Origin of the sequence: Bacillus sp. GC_Bacil_1 (assembly GCF_026540675.1) — a bacterium.
GTDB lineage: Bacteria > Bacillota > Bacilli > Bacillales > Bacillaceae_G > Bacillus_A > Bacillus_A cereus.
In genome coordinates, this window is sequence record NZ_JALNUG010000023.1 from 53,376 (window position 1) to 68,212 (window position 14,837).

Genomic DNA, 14,837 nt, shown 5'->3' on the forward strand with positions numbered 1-14,837 from the left:
GAAAAAATATCTCTGTATAATTTTTCAAAAGAATTCAGCTTATTTTTTGTATATGTAATATTGCATATCAGAGTGTATTGATAAAAGGGTAAGGGGTCACTATAATGAGGGCATAAAGATAAATCACATTTTCGTAGCAATAAAAAGGAGGAAATAATATGGAAATCGCAATGGCAGTTTTAAAATTTGTAGGTGGCGTAATCCCGTTAATTCAAGAACTTTTAAAAGCATTTATGTAAGTTTATTAGTTAGCTATCATTTATCAATCATTATCATATTTTACTAAAAAAAGAACGGGGCGATTTTTCTGAATATTAAGAAAAACACTAAAAGAAGAAAGTTCCTTACATGTTTATTAGTTAGTCTATGCACTATTAATTATTCATCTATTTCCTTCGCAGAAACACAAGCAAGTAATGTAACTGATGTAACCAAAAATGCTAGTGGCATTAATACTGGTATAGCAAATCTTAAATATAATAATCAAGAGGTTTTAGCTGTAAATGGTGATAAAGTAGAAAGTTTTGTTCCGAAAGAAAGTATTAATTCAAATGGTAAATTTGTAGTAGTGGAACGCGAGAAAAAATCACTTACAACGTCACCAGTCGATATTTCAATTATTGATTCTGTAGTGAATCGTACGTATCCAGGAGCTGTACAACTTGCAAATAAAGCTTTTGCAGACAATCAACCAAGTTTATTAGTGGCTAAGAGAAAGCCTTTGAATATTAGTATAGACTTACCGGGCATGAGAAAAGAAAATACAATCACTGTCCAAAATCCGACATATGGTAATGTAGCTGGAGCAGTAGACGATTTAGTATCTACTTGGAATGAAAAGTATTCTACAACACATACGTTACCTGCAAGAATGCAGTATACGGAATCTATGGTTTATAGTAAATCACAAATCGCAAGCGCTCTTAATGTTAACGCTAAATATCTTGATAACAGTCTAAACATTGATTTTAATGCGGTTGCAAATGGAGAGAAAAAAGTGATGGTAGCGGCGTATAAGCAAATATTTTATACGGTAAGTGCTGAACTACCTAACAATCCATCCGACCTTTTTGATAATAGCGTTACTTTTGACGAGTTAACTCGAAAAGGCGTAAGTAATTCGGCTCCACCTGTTATGGTTTCAAATGTAGCTTATGGTAGAACGATTTATGTAAAATTAGAAACAACATCTAAGAGCAAAGATGTACAAGCTGCTTTTAAAGCCTTACTTAAGAATAACAGCGTTGAAACAAGTGGACAGTATAAAGATATTTTTGAAGAAAGTACCTTTACTGCTGTAGTATTAGGCGGAGATGCGAAAGAGCATAACAAGGTTGTTACTAAAGATTTCAATGAAATCCGAAATATTATTAAAGATAATGCTGAATTAAGTCTTAAAAATCCAGCATACCCAATTTCATATACAAGTACTTTCTTAAAAGATAATGCAACTGCTGCTGTTCATAACAATACAGATTATATTGAGACGACAACTACAGAATATTCAAGTGCTAAAATGACACTTGATCATTACGGTGCTTACGTTGCTCAATTTGATGTATCTTGGGATGAATTCACATTTGACCAAAAGGGTAACGAAGTACTAACACATAAAACGTGGGATGGTAGCGGAAAAGATAAAACGGCTCATTACTCTACAGTTATCCCTCTTCCACCGAATTCAAAAAATATAAAAATTGTAGCAAGAGAATGTACAGGTCTTGCATGGGAATGGTGGAGAACAATTATTAATGAACAAAATGTTCCATTAACAAATGAAATAAAAGTTTCAATTGGAGGAACAACATTATACCCAACAGCTAGTATTAGTCATTAAGTATAAAAAAGCGCCCTATAAGTAGGGCGCTTTTTACTCTTTCCAAAATTGTTCTAATAGAATGACAAGCATGGTACCCACAAGTAAGCCATTACTTAAAACATATTGTAAGGAAGAAGGAATTCCGCTAAATGCACTTTCTGGAAGAAACAATATTCCTAAACTGATTAATAATGAAATTCCTAATATATTTAATCGGCGTTGATTTACTGCTTCACGTAAAATGGATTGAAATGAAATGCCTATTACTTGGACAAATGTTGCTAAAAGTACAGCATTAGCAATAGGTCCTGGTAGCAAGGATATAAAGTTTACAATTGAGGGAATAAAAGAAATTCCTGCTAATATAAGACTTGCTATAAGGAACGACTTCACTTTTCTTTGTCCTGTTAGTTTGATAAATCCTGCTGATGCAGGTAATGGTACAATTCCAATTGTAGAGAACAACGACGAGATAATATGTGATATACCTCCGACCCATACACCACGGTTCAGTGTTTGCTTTTCATTTTCTTTAGATAATGGAGCCACTTGTTTTACAGCCGAAATAGCAGCGATTGTATTTGCAACTAAAAGAAATGTAAATAAAGTTGCAGTTAGAGTCATTCCAATATCGAATCTAGGTGTGCCCCAAGCAAATATCTCTGGTAACTTAACTAGTGTTGTGTGCGAAGGCATATGAGATGATTTTCCTAATACTGCATACAAAAGCCAACCGCATGAAATTCCAAGTAATACAGCGTAACTTTTCATCCATCCTTTCCCTTTAATTGATAAGAAAGTAATAAGGGCAAAAACAAAGAGAGCAATAGTAGCTGTTGTATAGTCAGGATGGGTTGCAGATCCTTGTAATCCTATCATTCCTTTTACTAACACACCACTAAGCTGAAGTGCTAAGATTAAAAGAAAAGTTCCTGTAACTAAAGGGGTAAATAAACGTAAGATTCGATGTACAAGCCCTGTTATACCAAGTATGAAGAGTAATATACCTGCAATAATTAACCCGCCTTCTAAAAGTTGCAACACGTCTTTTGCACTTTGTCCCTGATGCATAGCGATTTGTCCCGATATGACAAATATACTTACCCATGAACCGGCTGGCCCATCCGCGATGGGATAGCGATGCCCAAACCATACTTGTATAAATGAACTTATTCCTACCACTAAAAAAGTTTGCTGCATTAATGTTGAGACATCCTCTATTGGTAAATGGAATATGCCACCAATAATTATAGGTAATGCAATTGCATTTGCTAATAGAAACACAAACCATTGTAGAATATTAAAGCTCGTATCAAAGTATTCTTTATTCATATTATTCTCCTTTGCCGAAAAAGAATCTCATATTAAAAATCCATCCTTTCTACACAGTTAGATTAAAAAGGATGGATTTTGTAAATCTGTAAAATTAATTTAATGATATAGATAGATTTTTAATTAATTACCATGCACGAAATGGTAAGAATTTACCGTTAAGTGTAATTACGATGCGAGGATCGCCACCTTTTGGATCTTCTTGTGTATCCACACCCAAGTTGAAGTTAATTGCACTCATTACACCTTCGCCGGATTTTTCTAAGATTAATTCTCTAATAGTTGGTGCATATTGTAACATCATTTCATATAAACGATATGCAATCGGGTCCGTAGGAGGCATTTCCATTACTTGGCCGCGAAGTGGAACTACTGTTAATGCTTGAACTACTTCTTCATCTAATTCTAATAGTTTACCAATTTCTTCTGCTTCTGGACGTGTCATTGTAGCTTGTCCTAATAACGCTGTTACAACCCAAGTCTCAGAGTGTTCACTTACTTTTGCAATTTCTTCCCAAGTTAACCCTTTTTTAATTTTTGCCGCTAAAATTTTTTGCGTAGCTTCTTGTCTATTCATATCTAATACTTGTTTTTTCATATCTCATAACTTCCCTTCATATACGTGATAATTATTATTTTGTTTTACTATTTAACGCTTTATATCCATCAACCACTACATCTAATTTACCTGTGTGAGGGTCAATAACTAAACCATGTACAGGAACATCTTTTGGGATAAGTGGATGATTTCTTACTAAATCAACATTAGCTTGCGTTGAGTCGCAAACATCATCGAATCCGAATAACCATTTTTCAAGGTCAATACCAGCATATTCAATCGCTGATAAAATTTCTGATGAAGCTACTCCGCGATCTAATATTTTTTGAAGTGTTCCTTTTGGATTCGTTTGGCTCGCGCCACATCTATGGTGTCCAATAAGGAAGATTTCATCTGCATTTAAATCGTATACTGACGCTACAACACTTTGCATAACACTATCGAAAGCAGAAGCAATTTTACCACCTGCATTTCTGATAACTTTTGCATCACCATCGTGTATATCTAAAGCTTTTGGAAGTAGCTCAATTAAACGAGCATCCATGCAAGAAACAACAACCATACGTTTTTTAGGCATTTTTGTCGCTTCACGAGGAGCGTATTCCTTATTTTCTACAAAATGTTCATTGAACGATAGAATTTCTTGTAATAACATATTTGTAACCTCCTTTAAATCTAGATGTATTTTTTTGTTGTGTCCTCTGTGTTATAAGTAAATATAGCTGATAAATAATGTGATGTAAGAGGATAAACTAAGTATAGTGAATTGTATCGATAAGCAGAATAAGTTGGCGAAACACTTTCGGGCTTTCTACTTTCACGGTGAAAGGATTGGTTTATATCATTGATCAAACAGATTTTGAGATACTGAAATTATTAGGAGAAAACTCAAGAATACAATGGAAAGAACTTGGCCAAAAAATACATATGACGGGGCAAGCTGTAGGAAATCGAATTCGAAGATTAGAGGATTTAGGGATTATTGAACAGTATACAATTGCAATAAACCGAATCAAATTAGGACAAGTAGTGACTGCATTTGTTACTTTGTTCGTAACAACAGCTAATCACCAAGAGTTTATGAATTTCTTTCAAGGAGAAGAAGGGATTTCTGAAGTACACCGTATAAGTGGTGAGGGGTGTTATTTATTAAAAACACATTTTGCTTCCAACGAAGACTTAGATAACTTTCTAGGACGACTATTAAAATATGGGAACTATCGTGTTAACTTATCAATAGGAAAGTTGAAATAAGGTTTCTTTTCTTTGGAGGAGATAGTAACATTATTTGCTAAACTTTATTTGTATAGAGATAATGAAGTCGTTTAATGTTTATCTTAAATAGTCAGAGCCTTACTACAATTTATGTGTAGTAAGGCTTTTTAAAGTTGTTATATTCAACAATTAAGCTGAAGAGTTGTGGGTGGATATGAGAAGATTTCTTTCAAGAGAATCGTAAATGATTTTGTCTTAAGAAAGATCCTGCAACTCAGTACAGGATCTTTAATCAAACGTTTTTAAAAACTAAATTGTGGTTTCATATCACCTTTATAAGGTTCATGTTCAACGAATATAGTTATATCCTTACCAGCTTGGTCTTTACCAGTTCTTTTATACGTAAATTTATTCTTATTTAGTTCAGTAAGCTCAAGAGCAGCACCGTATTTATTATTTCCAATGGAAACATGGGCTCTTATTTTATTTTCGTGTACAACATCGAAGTAGCCATAATCACCGCGGCTTTGACCTGTTTCGCTATTGAAGAACTCATATTTATTAGATTTGTCATCAAATTTTGCTAAACTTATAAAATTCGAATTAAACTGTGTTACATCGTTACCAGCTTCGTCTAATACCTTTGTTCCGTGCCAAAGGGTACCGCCTAAAATTTTATCTCCATCAACGTTTTTAACAATATCGCCTGTAGTCGTGTTCAGCTGCTTGTCCGGATCAGTGAAAGAAAGTTCTTTTTCTTTATATGGGACATGTTCAACGAAAACTTCTACATCTTTACCGTTAGCGTCTTTCCCCATTCGTTTATAAGTAAATACATTTTTATTTAGTTTTGTCATGTCAACGACAGCTTGATACTTCATTGATTCTGAAATTAATATTCTCTTCTTCCCATCATTTGTGACAAAGAAAGTTCCTTTATCGCCACGACTTGCACCTGTTTTAGCATCAAAAAATTCATATCTGCCTGACTTCGCATCATATTTTGCAAGACCAATGAAGTTTGCATTTTCTTTTGTTAAGTCATTCTTATCTTTGTCATACACTCGTGTACCTTGCCAATTTGTCTCGCTAAGAATATTAGTCATTTTTTGCCCTTTAGTTAATTTATTTTCCTTTTTTGTTTCTTTAGCAACTTGTTCTTGTTTTTGTTTCCCATGATTTTCTTCAGCTTTAGTACCAGCACACCCTGTTAATGCTAATGTGAATCCGAGCAGTACGGATGATAGTGCTTTTGCTTTTTTGTTCATGTTTTATCGTCTCCTTATTTTATGATTTCAAGTAGTACGGTTAGCGATTATAGTAGCAGTGCGTCATAGATGAACTTAGTTGCTACGTTTCCTATGTTAATCCCCGACTATAAACTGCCTCTAAATAAAACATTAAAAAAAGATAAACTAATTCCTAAAAAATGTTCATATTTATAAAAAATCGCTAGATTACTGTAGTGGCTACGAGTAATCCGAAAAATACATTGTAAAGAAGAAGGAAGGCCGCTAATAATAATGTAATTGCTAATAGAGCTAATCGATTGTAGTGCAAAACTTTTGAGAAAAACTGTAGGAGAAATGAAGATTTTATAGAATTCGTTTCGTATAGGAAGGGGATGTCCATGTTTGATTCAACAGATTTTAAGATTATACAATTACTACAAGAAAACGCTAGAATGAACTGGAAGGAAATTGGGGAGATAGTACATTTGACTGGCCAGGCTGTTGGGAAACGAATTAATAAATTAGAAGAGGCAGGTGTCATTCAAAAATATACGATAAATATCGATAGGGCGAAGCTAGAAGGTTCTATTATGACTTTTGTTACACTATTTTTGCATGCACCGCACTATCATAATCAAATTCAAAACTTTTTTGAAAAAACGGACGTAATTACTGAAATGTATCGTATAAGCGGCGATGGGTGCTATGTCATGACTCTTCACACATCTTCGCATCAGCAATTAGAAGAGACTCTTGCAGATGTTTTACATTATGGTGATTATCGTATAAATACCGTCATTAAGACGATGGAAAAAAAGAAAGAATAAGATACTTATCCTTTCTTTTTTCATATGGAACTGTAATTCTTTATTTGCTTTTGTTTATAAAACAGTTTGCTGACATGACTGTTGCATAAATATCACCAAACTCTAATGCACTCATGAACGATTGATGAGCGTGTACTGCGGGGATTAGATTTCCTTGAAATTCTAAATCTTTTGTTGTACAAGCATCTTCAATTACAATACATTGAAATCCGAAGTCACTGGCAGCGCGCACTGTTGCATCAATACATACATGAGTCATCATACCGCAAATGACTAGTCGGTCTATTTTCTCTGTCTGTAATGTTTCTAATAAATTTGTTCTTAAAAAACTGTTAGGGTGATGTTTTTGAATGACTCTTTCGTTAGCAATCGGTTTTACATCATCATAAATTTGAACACCTACTGTATCGGGTAAGAAGAAAGTAGCTCCTTCATTGTTCGCAATATGTTGTACATGAATAACTGTTTTATGTTTTTCACGAAATGCTCTCAAAACTTCTTTCGCTTTTTGTGCGGTTTTTTTAGGTTGATGTAATTCCATATTGCCGCCTTCAAAGTAATCATTTTGTATGTCTACTAATAGTAACGCTTCGTTCATCGTTATTCCCCCATACTTAGTGATTCAGCACGTTATTTGTACTGTACCGTTATTATATAAATTGTAGCTATGCGGAAGTAATAACGTTATGAAACGATTTTAACGGATATAGTTTCAGTGTGAAAAAAGTGAAAGTTGGTATAAGTACAAATGGATTTTGTGGAATTCACAGCAAGGTTATAGATAGAGTGGCATCACAGGGTTAAAAACCATACCTTTGCTGGAGGAGCGGGTTATGTTTTTTTATGAGGAAATGCGATTTTAAGTTTTTGCTGAAGATGTTTTTCTAGGATATGCTGTGAGTGATTGGAGTGAGGTAGTGTCAGATATTGTCGACCAATCGATATACTGGAAAAATCGTTGATATATTGTGAGTTGTGATAGATATATTGAGAAAATCGTTGATATATTGTGAGTTGTGATAGATATATTGAAAAAATCGTTGATATATTTGTAAAGGGGTGTTTGAGGTGATTGTGAAAGAGAGAAAAATGCCGATTTATATAAGACAGTTAGAAGCACTTCTTAGAAGGTTACCTGTACATCATCCGAAACGAAATTTAATTGGAGAAAACTTGGCAAAACACATGGCGGGGTATAAAGGAGAGCAAGCGATTGATTATCCGCTTAGTTTTATTTCTGAGAAAGAGTATAGTGTCTTACATGATGTTCGCTTATGTAATTATGATAAATACTTTCAAATTGATACTATTATCCTTTCCACAAAGTTTCTTCTTTTTCTTGAGATAAAAAATATAGCAGGTACATTAATGTTTGATGCAAAGTTTAATCAACTTATCCGAATAACAGAAGGAAATTCAGAGGGATTTCCAGATCCGGTTTTACAAATAAAAAGGCAAGAAATACAACTAAAGAAATGGTTAAACTCACATGGATTTTCCTCTAGTCTTCCAATTGAGTCCCTCGTTGTTATTAGCTCGCCTCGTACCATTATAAAATCTTCAGATGACAATCTTCTTCATACAATTATTCATAGTGCCAATTTACCTCATAAAATAAAGTGGTTTGAAAGTAAATATAAGAGAAAAGTTATAGATAATGTAGATAGGCTCATTCATCAAATAATAGCGGAGCATTCTCCACTTCAACAAAATATACTTGAGCAATATAAAATAGAAAAAGAGGAGTTGCTAAATGGAGTACAATGTGAGAAATGCTTAGTTATTCCAATGGTTAAAGTTAAGAAGGGTTGGCGTTGTACAAGTTGTAAAGATTTTTCAAAAGTGGCACATGTGGATGCTATACGAGATTATGCATTGCTCATTAGTAAGACATGTACGAACGGTAATTTGAAAGAGTTTCTCCATGTTTCGTCGGGTATGGTTGTAAACAGAATTCTCCACACACTAAATCTTCCCTACACTGGAAACAACAAAGGACGAATATATGATTTAACTTCTTTCCAATCGTAATTTTGCTATAATAAATAAGTACTTATACGAAGGGGAGTCTAAAGAGAGTATGAAGTCATTTAATATCGATCATGTTATAGCTAGTGTTTTGCAATGGATATTAAATATAGCTTTAATTATATTATCCATTGTGTTATCAATTTTCTTAGTGAATGAGACAATTACATTTGTGCAGTATATTTTTTCGGCAAAAGAGTATACGTCTTATAAATTGGTTGAAAGTATCATCGTTTATTTCTTATACTTCGAGTTCATTGCATTAATTATTAAGTATTTTAAATCGAATTATCATTTCCCGTTACGTTATTTTATTTATATCGGAATTACGGCCTTAATTCGATTGATTATTGTGTCTCATGAGGAACCGATGGAGACGTTATTATACGCAGGAGCAATTCTTGTTTTAGTTATTGCTTTATACATATCGAATATGAGAGATTTGAGAAAAGAGTAGTAGTGCAGACGTAAGTTTGCACTACTTTTTTACATCTTGACCTTCAAGTTGCTTGAAAGTTTACAATGAAATTAGGGCGTTTGAAATCGAAAAAAATTGAGAAATTAAGTGAAGAGGTTTCTTTTACTTGGAGGTTATAGGAATGAATCAGGAATTGAAGTTACGTCCATTGGAACGAGAAGATTTAAAGTTCGTACACGAACTGAATAATAATGCGCATATTATGTCGTATTGGTTTGAAGAGCCATATGAGGCATTTGTGGAGCTGCAAGACTTATACGATAAACATATACATGATCAAAGCGAACGCCGATTTATCGTTGAGAAAGACAATGAAATGGTTGGATTAGTTGAGTTAGTAGAAATCGATTATATTCATCGTAGAACAGAATTCCAAATTATTATTGATCCGAATTATCAAGGGTATGGTTATGCAGTAGAGGCGACGCGTTTAGCAATGGATTATGCTTTCGCTGTATTAAATATGCATAAGATATATTTAGTTGTGGATAAGGAAAATGAAAAAGCAGTACATGTTTATAAAAAGGTTGGATTTATGGTAGAAGGCGAACTTATCGATGAGTTTTTCGTTGATGGTAACTATCATAATGCGATAAGAATGTGTATGTTTCAGAAGCAATATTTTGAAAACAAGTAGTTGAAAGATTCGGAAGTAATGTTGACGCTTCGTAAAACCGTATGCTAAAATCCCTTTTAAGTATTAAGGAAGGTGCAGAATATGCTTTATATAAAATTTGTAAAACTCATTAGAAAACTTTGCTCCGCACAAATGTATACGGTGAAGCGTTGTACGGAGCTTAATCAAGGGGTATAAATCCCCTATATTCATCGGCTGAATAACTTTTCTAAAAAAGTATAGTTTATCTATGCTTATTTCGTTATGGTTTTTCAGCTGGTGTATAAAATAGATTAAGGGGCCATAGACAATGCTTTGTCTATGGCCCTTTGTGTATATTATTCCGATGAGTCTTTACCGTAAATTGGAGTAGTATAGGAAAAACCACGAAGCAGAGGGCTAGTGTCGAATGACGCTATCTCTCTGCTTTTTTTAATTTCAGGAAAAGAGGAATAAAAATGAGTTTACTTAAAGTTGAAAGTTTATCACATAGTTTTATAGATAAAGTATTATGCGAGAATGCTTCTTTTGATTTGCATAAAGGGGAGCATATGGGAATTGTTGGGCAGAATGGTGCAGGGAAAAGCACATTAATGAAAATATTGGTGGGGGAGATTATTTCTGATAAGGGAGACATAAAGTGGCAACCTAATATTCAAATTGGGCATCTTGATCAATACGCTGAAATTGATGAGGGTTATACCATTTCACAATATTTAAAGAGAGCTTTTTATGATTTGTATGAAATGGAAAAGAGAATGAACAAGTTATATGAAGAAAGTGCGATGACTGGAGATGAGAATCAACTACTAAAAGCAGCTGAAATGCAAGAGCAGCTTGAAGCTCGTGATTTTTATTCAGTAGACAGTATTACGAATAAGGTGGCAGCCGGTTTAGGTATTGATGCGATTGGGATGAATCGTGTTATTGGTGAATTAAGCGGAGGGCAGCGTGCAAAGGTAATTTTAGCGAAGCTCTTATTAGAAGAGCCTAATATTTTATTACTAGATGAACCGACGAATTTTCTTGATAAGGAGCATGTGGAGTGGCTTGCTAATTATTTAATGAATTTTGAAGGAGCGTTTATTGTAGTGTCACATGATTTTGATTTTCTGGAAAAAGTAACTTCTTGCATATGTGATGTAGAGTTCGGAACAGTTAAGAAGTATTACGGTAAATACTCAGATTTTGTAAGACAAAAGGAGCATTTACGAAAAGATTATATTCGCCAATATTATGCACAGCAAAAGAAAATTGAAAAAACGGAAGAGTATATTCGTAGAAATATTGCTGGGGTGAATTCAAAAATAGCGCAAGGTCGTAGAAAACAATTGGAGCGTATGGAAAGAATTGCGCCACCAAGTTTTACTCATAAACCGTCTATTCATTTTCAGGAACTTCCCATTTCAGTTCAGACAGTTCTTGAAGTAAATAACCTTGAAGTTGGTTACGACTTCGCTCTCTTACCAAAGTTGAATTTTTCAGTAATGGGTGGGCAAAAACTTGTTATTACAGGTTTCAATGGAGTAGGGAAATCTACTTTATTAAAAACAATCGTTGGAAATATTGCTAGTATTTCTGGAGAGTTTCACTTTTCAGAGCAAATAAAGATTGGATATTATGAGCAAGATTTAAATTGGAGCAACGATTCTTTAACGCCGCTTCAAATTATTTCAGAACAGTTTCCTAAACTGAATATGAAGGAAATACGCCATCATTTAGCTGCGTGTGGAGTGAAGGATACGCACGTTTCGCAAGAAATTCGTACGTTAAGTGGTGGTGAACAATCGAAGGTGAAACTGTGCGGATTATTACTATCACCTTGTAACTTCTTAATTTTAGATGAGCCGACAAATCATTTAGATGCAGAAGCGAAGGAAGCTTTGCAAAAGGCGCTAATTAAGTTTAAGGGCAGCATTATCCTCGTATCTCACGAAGCGAGTTTTTATCTTGATTGGGCAGATAGCATCTTTCATATAGAGACAGGATTAGTTAAGGGGGTGTGAAACATATGAGTGAAAACAATTGGAAAACGAAAATTATATTATTTTTGACCGCTCAAACTATTTCGTTGTTCGGCTCCTCTCTCGTGCAATACGCGATTATATGGTATATCACCCTTACAACATCATCAGGAGTGATGTTGACTATTTCAACTGTTTGCGGTTTCCTACCACAAATTGCGATATCTTTGTTTGCAGGTGTTTGGATTGATCGTTATGACCGTAAAAAGATGATTATGTTATCGGACGGGATTATAGCGATTGCGACGTTAGTTTTAGCAATTTTATTTTTAACAGGATATAAAAGTATTTGGTTACTTTTTATTGTGTTACTCATTCGTTCAGCTGGAACAGGAGTACAAACGCCAGCTGTGAATGCATTAATTCCGCAAATCGTTCCGAAAGAGTATCTTATGAAAGTAAATGGAATAAATAGCAGTATTACATCTTTAATTATGTTTCTTTCTCCAGCAGCAAGTGCTGCGATTCTTTCTATTGCCAGCATTGAAACAACATTTTTTATTGATGTTATTACGGCTATGATTGGAATTAGTATTATGCTTATCATTCAAGTAGAGGGACATGTGAATGCAGAGAATAAGCAAAAATCTAATCTACAAGGAATTAAAGAAGGATTCTCTTATTTAAAAGAAAATGTATTTATTAAAAGGCTAATCGTTTTATTGATTATCGTCATGATTTTAATAAGTCCAGCTGCTTTTTTAACACCTTTAATGGTAACTCGTTCTTTCGGGGCTGAAATGTGGAGACTTACTGCTAGTGAGATGACCTTTAGTGCGGGTGCGGCAGCTGGTGGCGTATTGATTGCGGCGTGGGGTGGCTTTCGTAATCGTATGTATACAACAGCGCTAGCTTGTGCATTATATGGACTGCTTATGATTGGACTCGGAATAGCACCGATATTTATTATGTATTTAGTATTTAATTTTTTAATTGGTATAACAATGCCGTGCTTCAATACACCAGTTACTGTGTTATTGCAGGAGAAAGTAGAACCATCGATGCACGGACGGATGTTCAGCCTTGTACAAATTGCGAATTCATGCGCGCTTCCTTTAGGAATGATAATATTTGGTCCGTTGTCGGATATGTTTAGTGTAGAGATTTTGTTAATTTATGCTGGGATATTCGTGCTATTTTGCGCAATGTATATTGTATTAAGCAAGAGGTTTGAAGTGTAAATATTTATAATTTAGAAGGTTTGTGAAGGAATTTAAGATGCTTCGCAAACCTTTTTTTATTAGTCTAGTCAATAATTATTTATTGTTAAACGATAAATAATTATTGACTGTTAATGTTATTTTAGATAATATGATGTTAACGATTTAAGAAGAATTACATAAGTAGAGGAGAATGTGAAATGAAAAATAAATACGTAGTAGCTATTTCTTTCATGATTTTAGCGATTATTTCTTTAACTATACATGCTTCAAACAGTAAAGTAGGAGCGGATGGATTCCTTGAAGAACCTTTCTTTTTCCTAGTACCGATAAGTTATGTATTGTTCCTTAGTGGTATTGGTGTATTATTATTTGGATTTATTACTTCCAAGCTAAAAAAGGGCAATAGATAGGGGCAACCTATAGGGACAAAACACTTACTATGAAATAGAAACATACCATATGGAAGAAAAAGAATAAGTGAGATGAATCATGATGAACCATCATTTTTATAATGGAAGACAAGTAGGAGCAGCTATTACACTGGCTGGGGCACAGGGGACAATTCATGCTGTGAATCAAGCTATTCAAATGCAACAACAAGCATATTTTGCACAAATGTTGCAAAGTCAGTATATGCCGTATTCACAACTTCCGATGCAAATTGTACATTACGATGTACATCCAGCTGGTTTATTTTCCATTCCATATGGCGGGACATATTTCTTATGAAAAAAAGCGACTCAATAGAGTCGCTTTTTTTATATTCCGCCTAGCTTCATTCCAAGGAATGCGAAGAGGATACCAATTATGTAAGTAGCACTTAAATATAAAAGGAAGATGTACGGTTTTTTTAGATTGAGAAGCTGAACAGATTCTAATTTAAACGTAGAAAATGTAGTGAATGCGCCCATAAATCCAGTACCTAATAATAGTTGCCAGCCTGTAGTGACTCCGTTGCCAATTATATATCCAAGTAAAAATGCCCCTGTTATATTAATAAGGAATGTAGCAATTGGAAATTGTGTTTTATTTCTTTTCTTAAACCAATTGCTAATTGCAAATCGTGTAATCGCACCGAAAAATCCTCCTGTTGCGACTAATAAAGCTTCTATCATGAGTAATCACCTTCCGTAAGAGATTTCTTAATTAAGAAATCTCCAAGTGTATAGCCAAGGCCAGACATAATGAGGCCACCAAGTATGCTGCATGATACATATAAGAAGGCTATGCTCCACTCAGAATGATTGATCAATTGCACAGTTTCTACACTAAATGTTGAAAAAGTCGTAAAGGAACCGATGAATCCAGTTCCGATGCCTGTGATAACCTCTGAAGGTAAGATGTTTAGCCGAACGATATAAGTAGTTAGCCACGCTAAGAAAAAGCAACCGATTAAGTTAATGAGTAATGTTGCCAATGGAAATGAATGATGCCAAAATGTGTTGATATTAAGACCTAAATAATAACGAGAAAGAGCTCCTAATATACCAGCAATGCCAACGATAATATAAATCAATTTTCTCACCTCTTTAAATAGCTTGCTC

General features: G+C 34.2%; 17 protein-coding genes. 10 read left to right on the forward strand and 7 right to left on the reverse strand.

Annotated features, from left to right (window positions below; translation table 11 throughout):
• Positions 1-307: 307 nt before the first annotated feature.
• A complete protein-coding gene (gene alo, locus OXT04_RS25810) occupies positions 308-1,837 on the forward strand; it encodes an anthrolysin O/cereolysin O family cholesterol-dependent cytolysin Alo (protein ID WP_153600328.1) in 1,530 nt (509 codons plus the stop codon).
• 33 nt (positions 1,838-1,870) lie between these two features.
• On the opposite strand, the gene OXT04_RS25815 is transcribed toward alo, so the two are convergent.
• The 3 genes from OXT04_RS25815 to OXT04_RS25825 all read right to left on the reverse strand — a co-directional run bounded on the left by OXT04_RS25815 (position 1,871) and on the right by OXT04_RS25825 (position 4,365).
• Positions 1,871-3,151 carry a purine/pyrimidine permease gene (locus OXT04_RS25815; RefSeq protein WP_267418558.1) on the reverse strand — a complete coding sequence of 427 codons (1,281 nt, stop codon included), beginning with the start codon at positions 3,149-3,151 and terminating at the stop codon, positions 1,871-1,873.
• 127 nt (positions 3,152-3,278) lie between these two features.
• Positions 3,279-3,728, reverse strand: coding sequence for a cyanase (cynS, locus tag OXT04_RS25820; protein WP_025118105.1), 450 nt, complete (start codon positions 3,726-3,728; stop codon positions 3,279-3,281).
• Between the two features lie 55 nt (positions 3,729-3,783).
• Positions 3,784-4,365 carry a beta-class carbonic anhydrase gene (locus OXT04_RS25825; protein WP_000926482.1) on the reverse strand — a complete coding sequence of 194 codons (582 nt, stop codon included), beginning with the start codon at positions 4,363-4,365 and terminating at the stop codon, positions 3,784-3,786.
• Between the two features lie 167 nt (positions 4,366-4,532).
• Between OXT04_RS25825 and OXT04_RS25830 the strand changes: the two genes are divergently transcribed.
• Entirely contained in the window at positions 4,533-4,964 is a 432-nt protein-coding gene (locus tag OXT04_RS25830; RefSeq protein ID WP_002008929.1) for an Lrp/AsnC family transcriptional regulator, read from the forward strand.
• A gap of 263 nt (positions 4,965-5,227) precedes the next feature.
• Here the strand turns inward: OXT04_RS25830 and OXT04_RS25835 are convergent, their stop codons facing one another.
• Complete coding sequence (locus OXT04_RS25835) at positions 5,228-6,193, reverse strand: DUF4822 domain-containing protein (protein ID WP_001034146.1); 966 nt, start codon at positions 6,191-6,193, stop codon at positions 5,228-5,230.
• 362 nt (positions 6,194-6,555) lie between these two features.
• On the opposite strand from OXT04_RS25835, the gene OXT04_RS25840 reads away from it, so the two are divergent.
• The gene (locus OXT04_RS25840) at positions 6,556-6,984 is read left to right on the forward strand and encodes an Lrp/AsnC family transcriptional regulator (RefSeq protein ID WP_228497287.1); all 429 of its coding nucleotides are present in this window, start codon (positions 6,556-6,558) and stop codon (positions 6,982-6,984) included.
• 40 nt (positions 6,985-7,024) lie between these two features.
• On the opposite strand, the gene OXT04_RS25845 is transcribed toward OXT04_RS25840, so the two are convergent.
• On the reverse strand, positions 7,025-7,582 hold the full coding sequence (locus OXT04_RS25845; protein WP_267418566.1) for a cysteine hydrolase family protein: 558 nt from the start codon (positions 7,580-7,582) through the stop codon (positions 7,025-7,027).
• 476 nt (positions 7,583-8,058) lie between these two features.
• Here OXT04_RS25845 and OXT04_RS25850 point away from each other — a divergent pair, with 476 nt between their 5' ends.
• From OXT04_RS25850 to OXT04_RS25880, 7 genes are all read left to right on the forward strand, one after another.
• The gene (locus OXT04_RS25850) at positions 8,059-9,015 is read left to right on the forward strand and encodes a nuclease-related domain-containing protein (RefSeq protein ID WP_072940943.1); all 957 of its coding nucleotides are present in this window, start codon (positions 8,059-8,061) and stop codon (positions 9,013-9,015) included.
• A gap of 49 nt (positions 9,016-9,064) precedes the next feature.
• On the forward strand, positions 9,065-9,469 hold the full coding sequence (psiE, locus tag OXT04_RS25855; protein WP_000834708.1) for a phosphate-starvation-inducible protein PsiE: 405 nt from the start codon (positions 9,065-9,067) through the stop codon (positions 9,467-9,469).
• Between the two features lie 142 nt (positions 9,470-9,611).
• Positions 9,612-10,127, forward strand: a complete 516-nt coding sequence (gene speG / locus OXT04_RS25860) for a spermidine N1-acetyltransferase (RefSeq protein WP_001071095.1) — start codon at positions 9,612-9,614, stop codon at positions 10,125-10,127.
• 437 nt (positions 10,128-10,564) lie between these two features.
• Positions 10,565-12,112: an ABC-F family ATP-binding cassette domain-containing protein gene (locus tag OXT04_RS25865; RefSeq protein WP_267418570.1), complete on the forward strand. Its 1,548-nt coding sequence runs from the start codon at positions 10,565-10,567 to the stop codon at positions 12,110-12,112.
• Between the two features lie 5 nt (positions 12,113-12,117).
• Positions 12,118-13,311 carry an MFS transporter gene (locus OXT04_RS25870; protein WP_016513211.1) on the forward strand — a complete coding sequence of 398 codons (1,194 nt, stop codon included), beginning with the start codon at positions 12,118-12,120 and terminating at the stop codon, positions 13,309-13,311.
• Positions 13,312-13,490: 179 nt separating this feature from the next.
• The gene (locus tag OXT04_RS25875; RefSeq protein ID WP_000792612.1) at positions 13,491-13,703 is read left to right on the forward strand and encodes a DUF3955 domain-containing protein; all 213 of its coding nucleotides are present in this window, start codon (positions 13,491-13,493) and stop codon (positions 13,701-13,703) included.
• A gap of 79 nt (positions 13,704-13,782) precedes the next feature.
• Positions 13,783-14,022, forward strand: coding sequence for a DUF3947 family protein (locus OXT04_RS25880; RefSeq protein ID WP_000980931.1), 240 nt, complete (start codon positions 13,783-13,785; stop codon positions 14,020-14,022).
• Between the two features lie 29 nt (positions 14,023-14,051).
• Here OXT04_RS25880 and crcB (OXT04_RS25885) read toward each other — a convergent pair whose 3' ends face one another.
• Positions 14,052-14,408, reverse strand: a complete 357-nt coding sequence (gene crcB, locus OXT04_RS25885) for a fluoride efflux transporter CrcB (RefSeq protein ID WP_000568579.1) — start codon at positions 14,406-14,408, stop codon at positions 14,052-14,054.
• On the reverse strand, positions 14,405-14,809 hold the full coding sequence (gene crcB / locus OXT04_RS25890) for a fluoride efflux transporter CrcB (RefSeq protein ID WP_033795540.1): 405 nt from the start codon (positions 14,807-14,809) through the stop codon (positions 14,405-14,407). The genes crcB (OXT04_RS25885) and crcB (OXT04_RS25890) overlap by 4 nt, the downstream gene beginning before the upstream one ends.
• Positions 14,810-14,837: the final 28 nt, after the last annotated feature.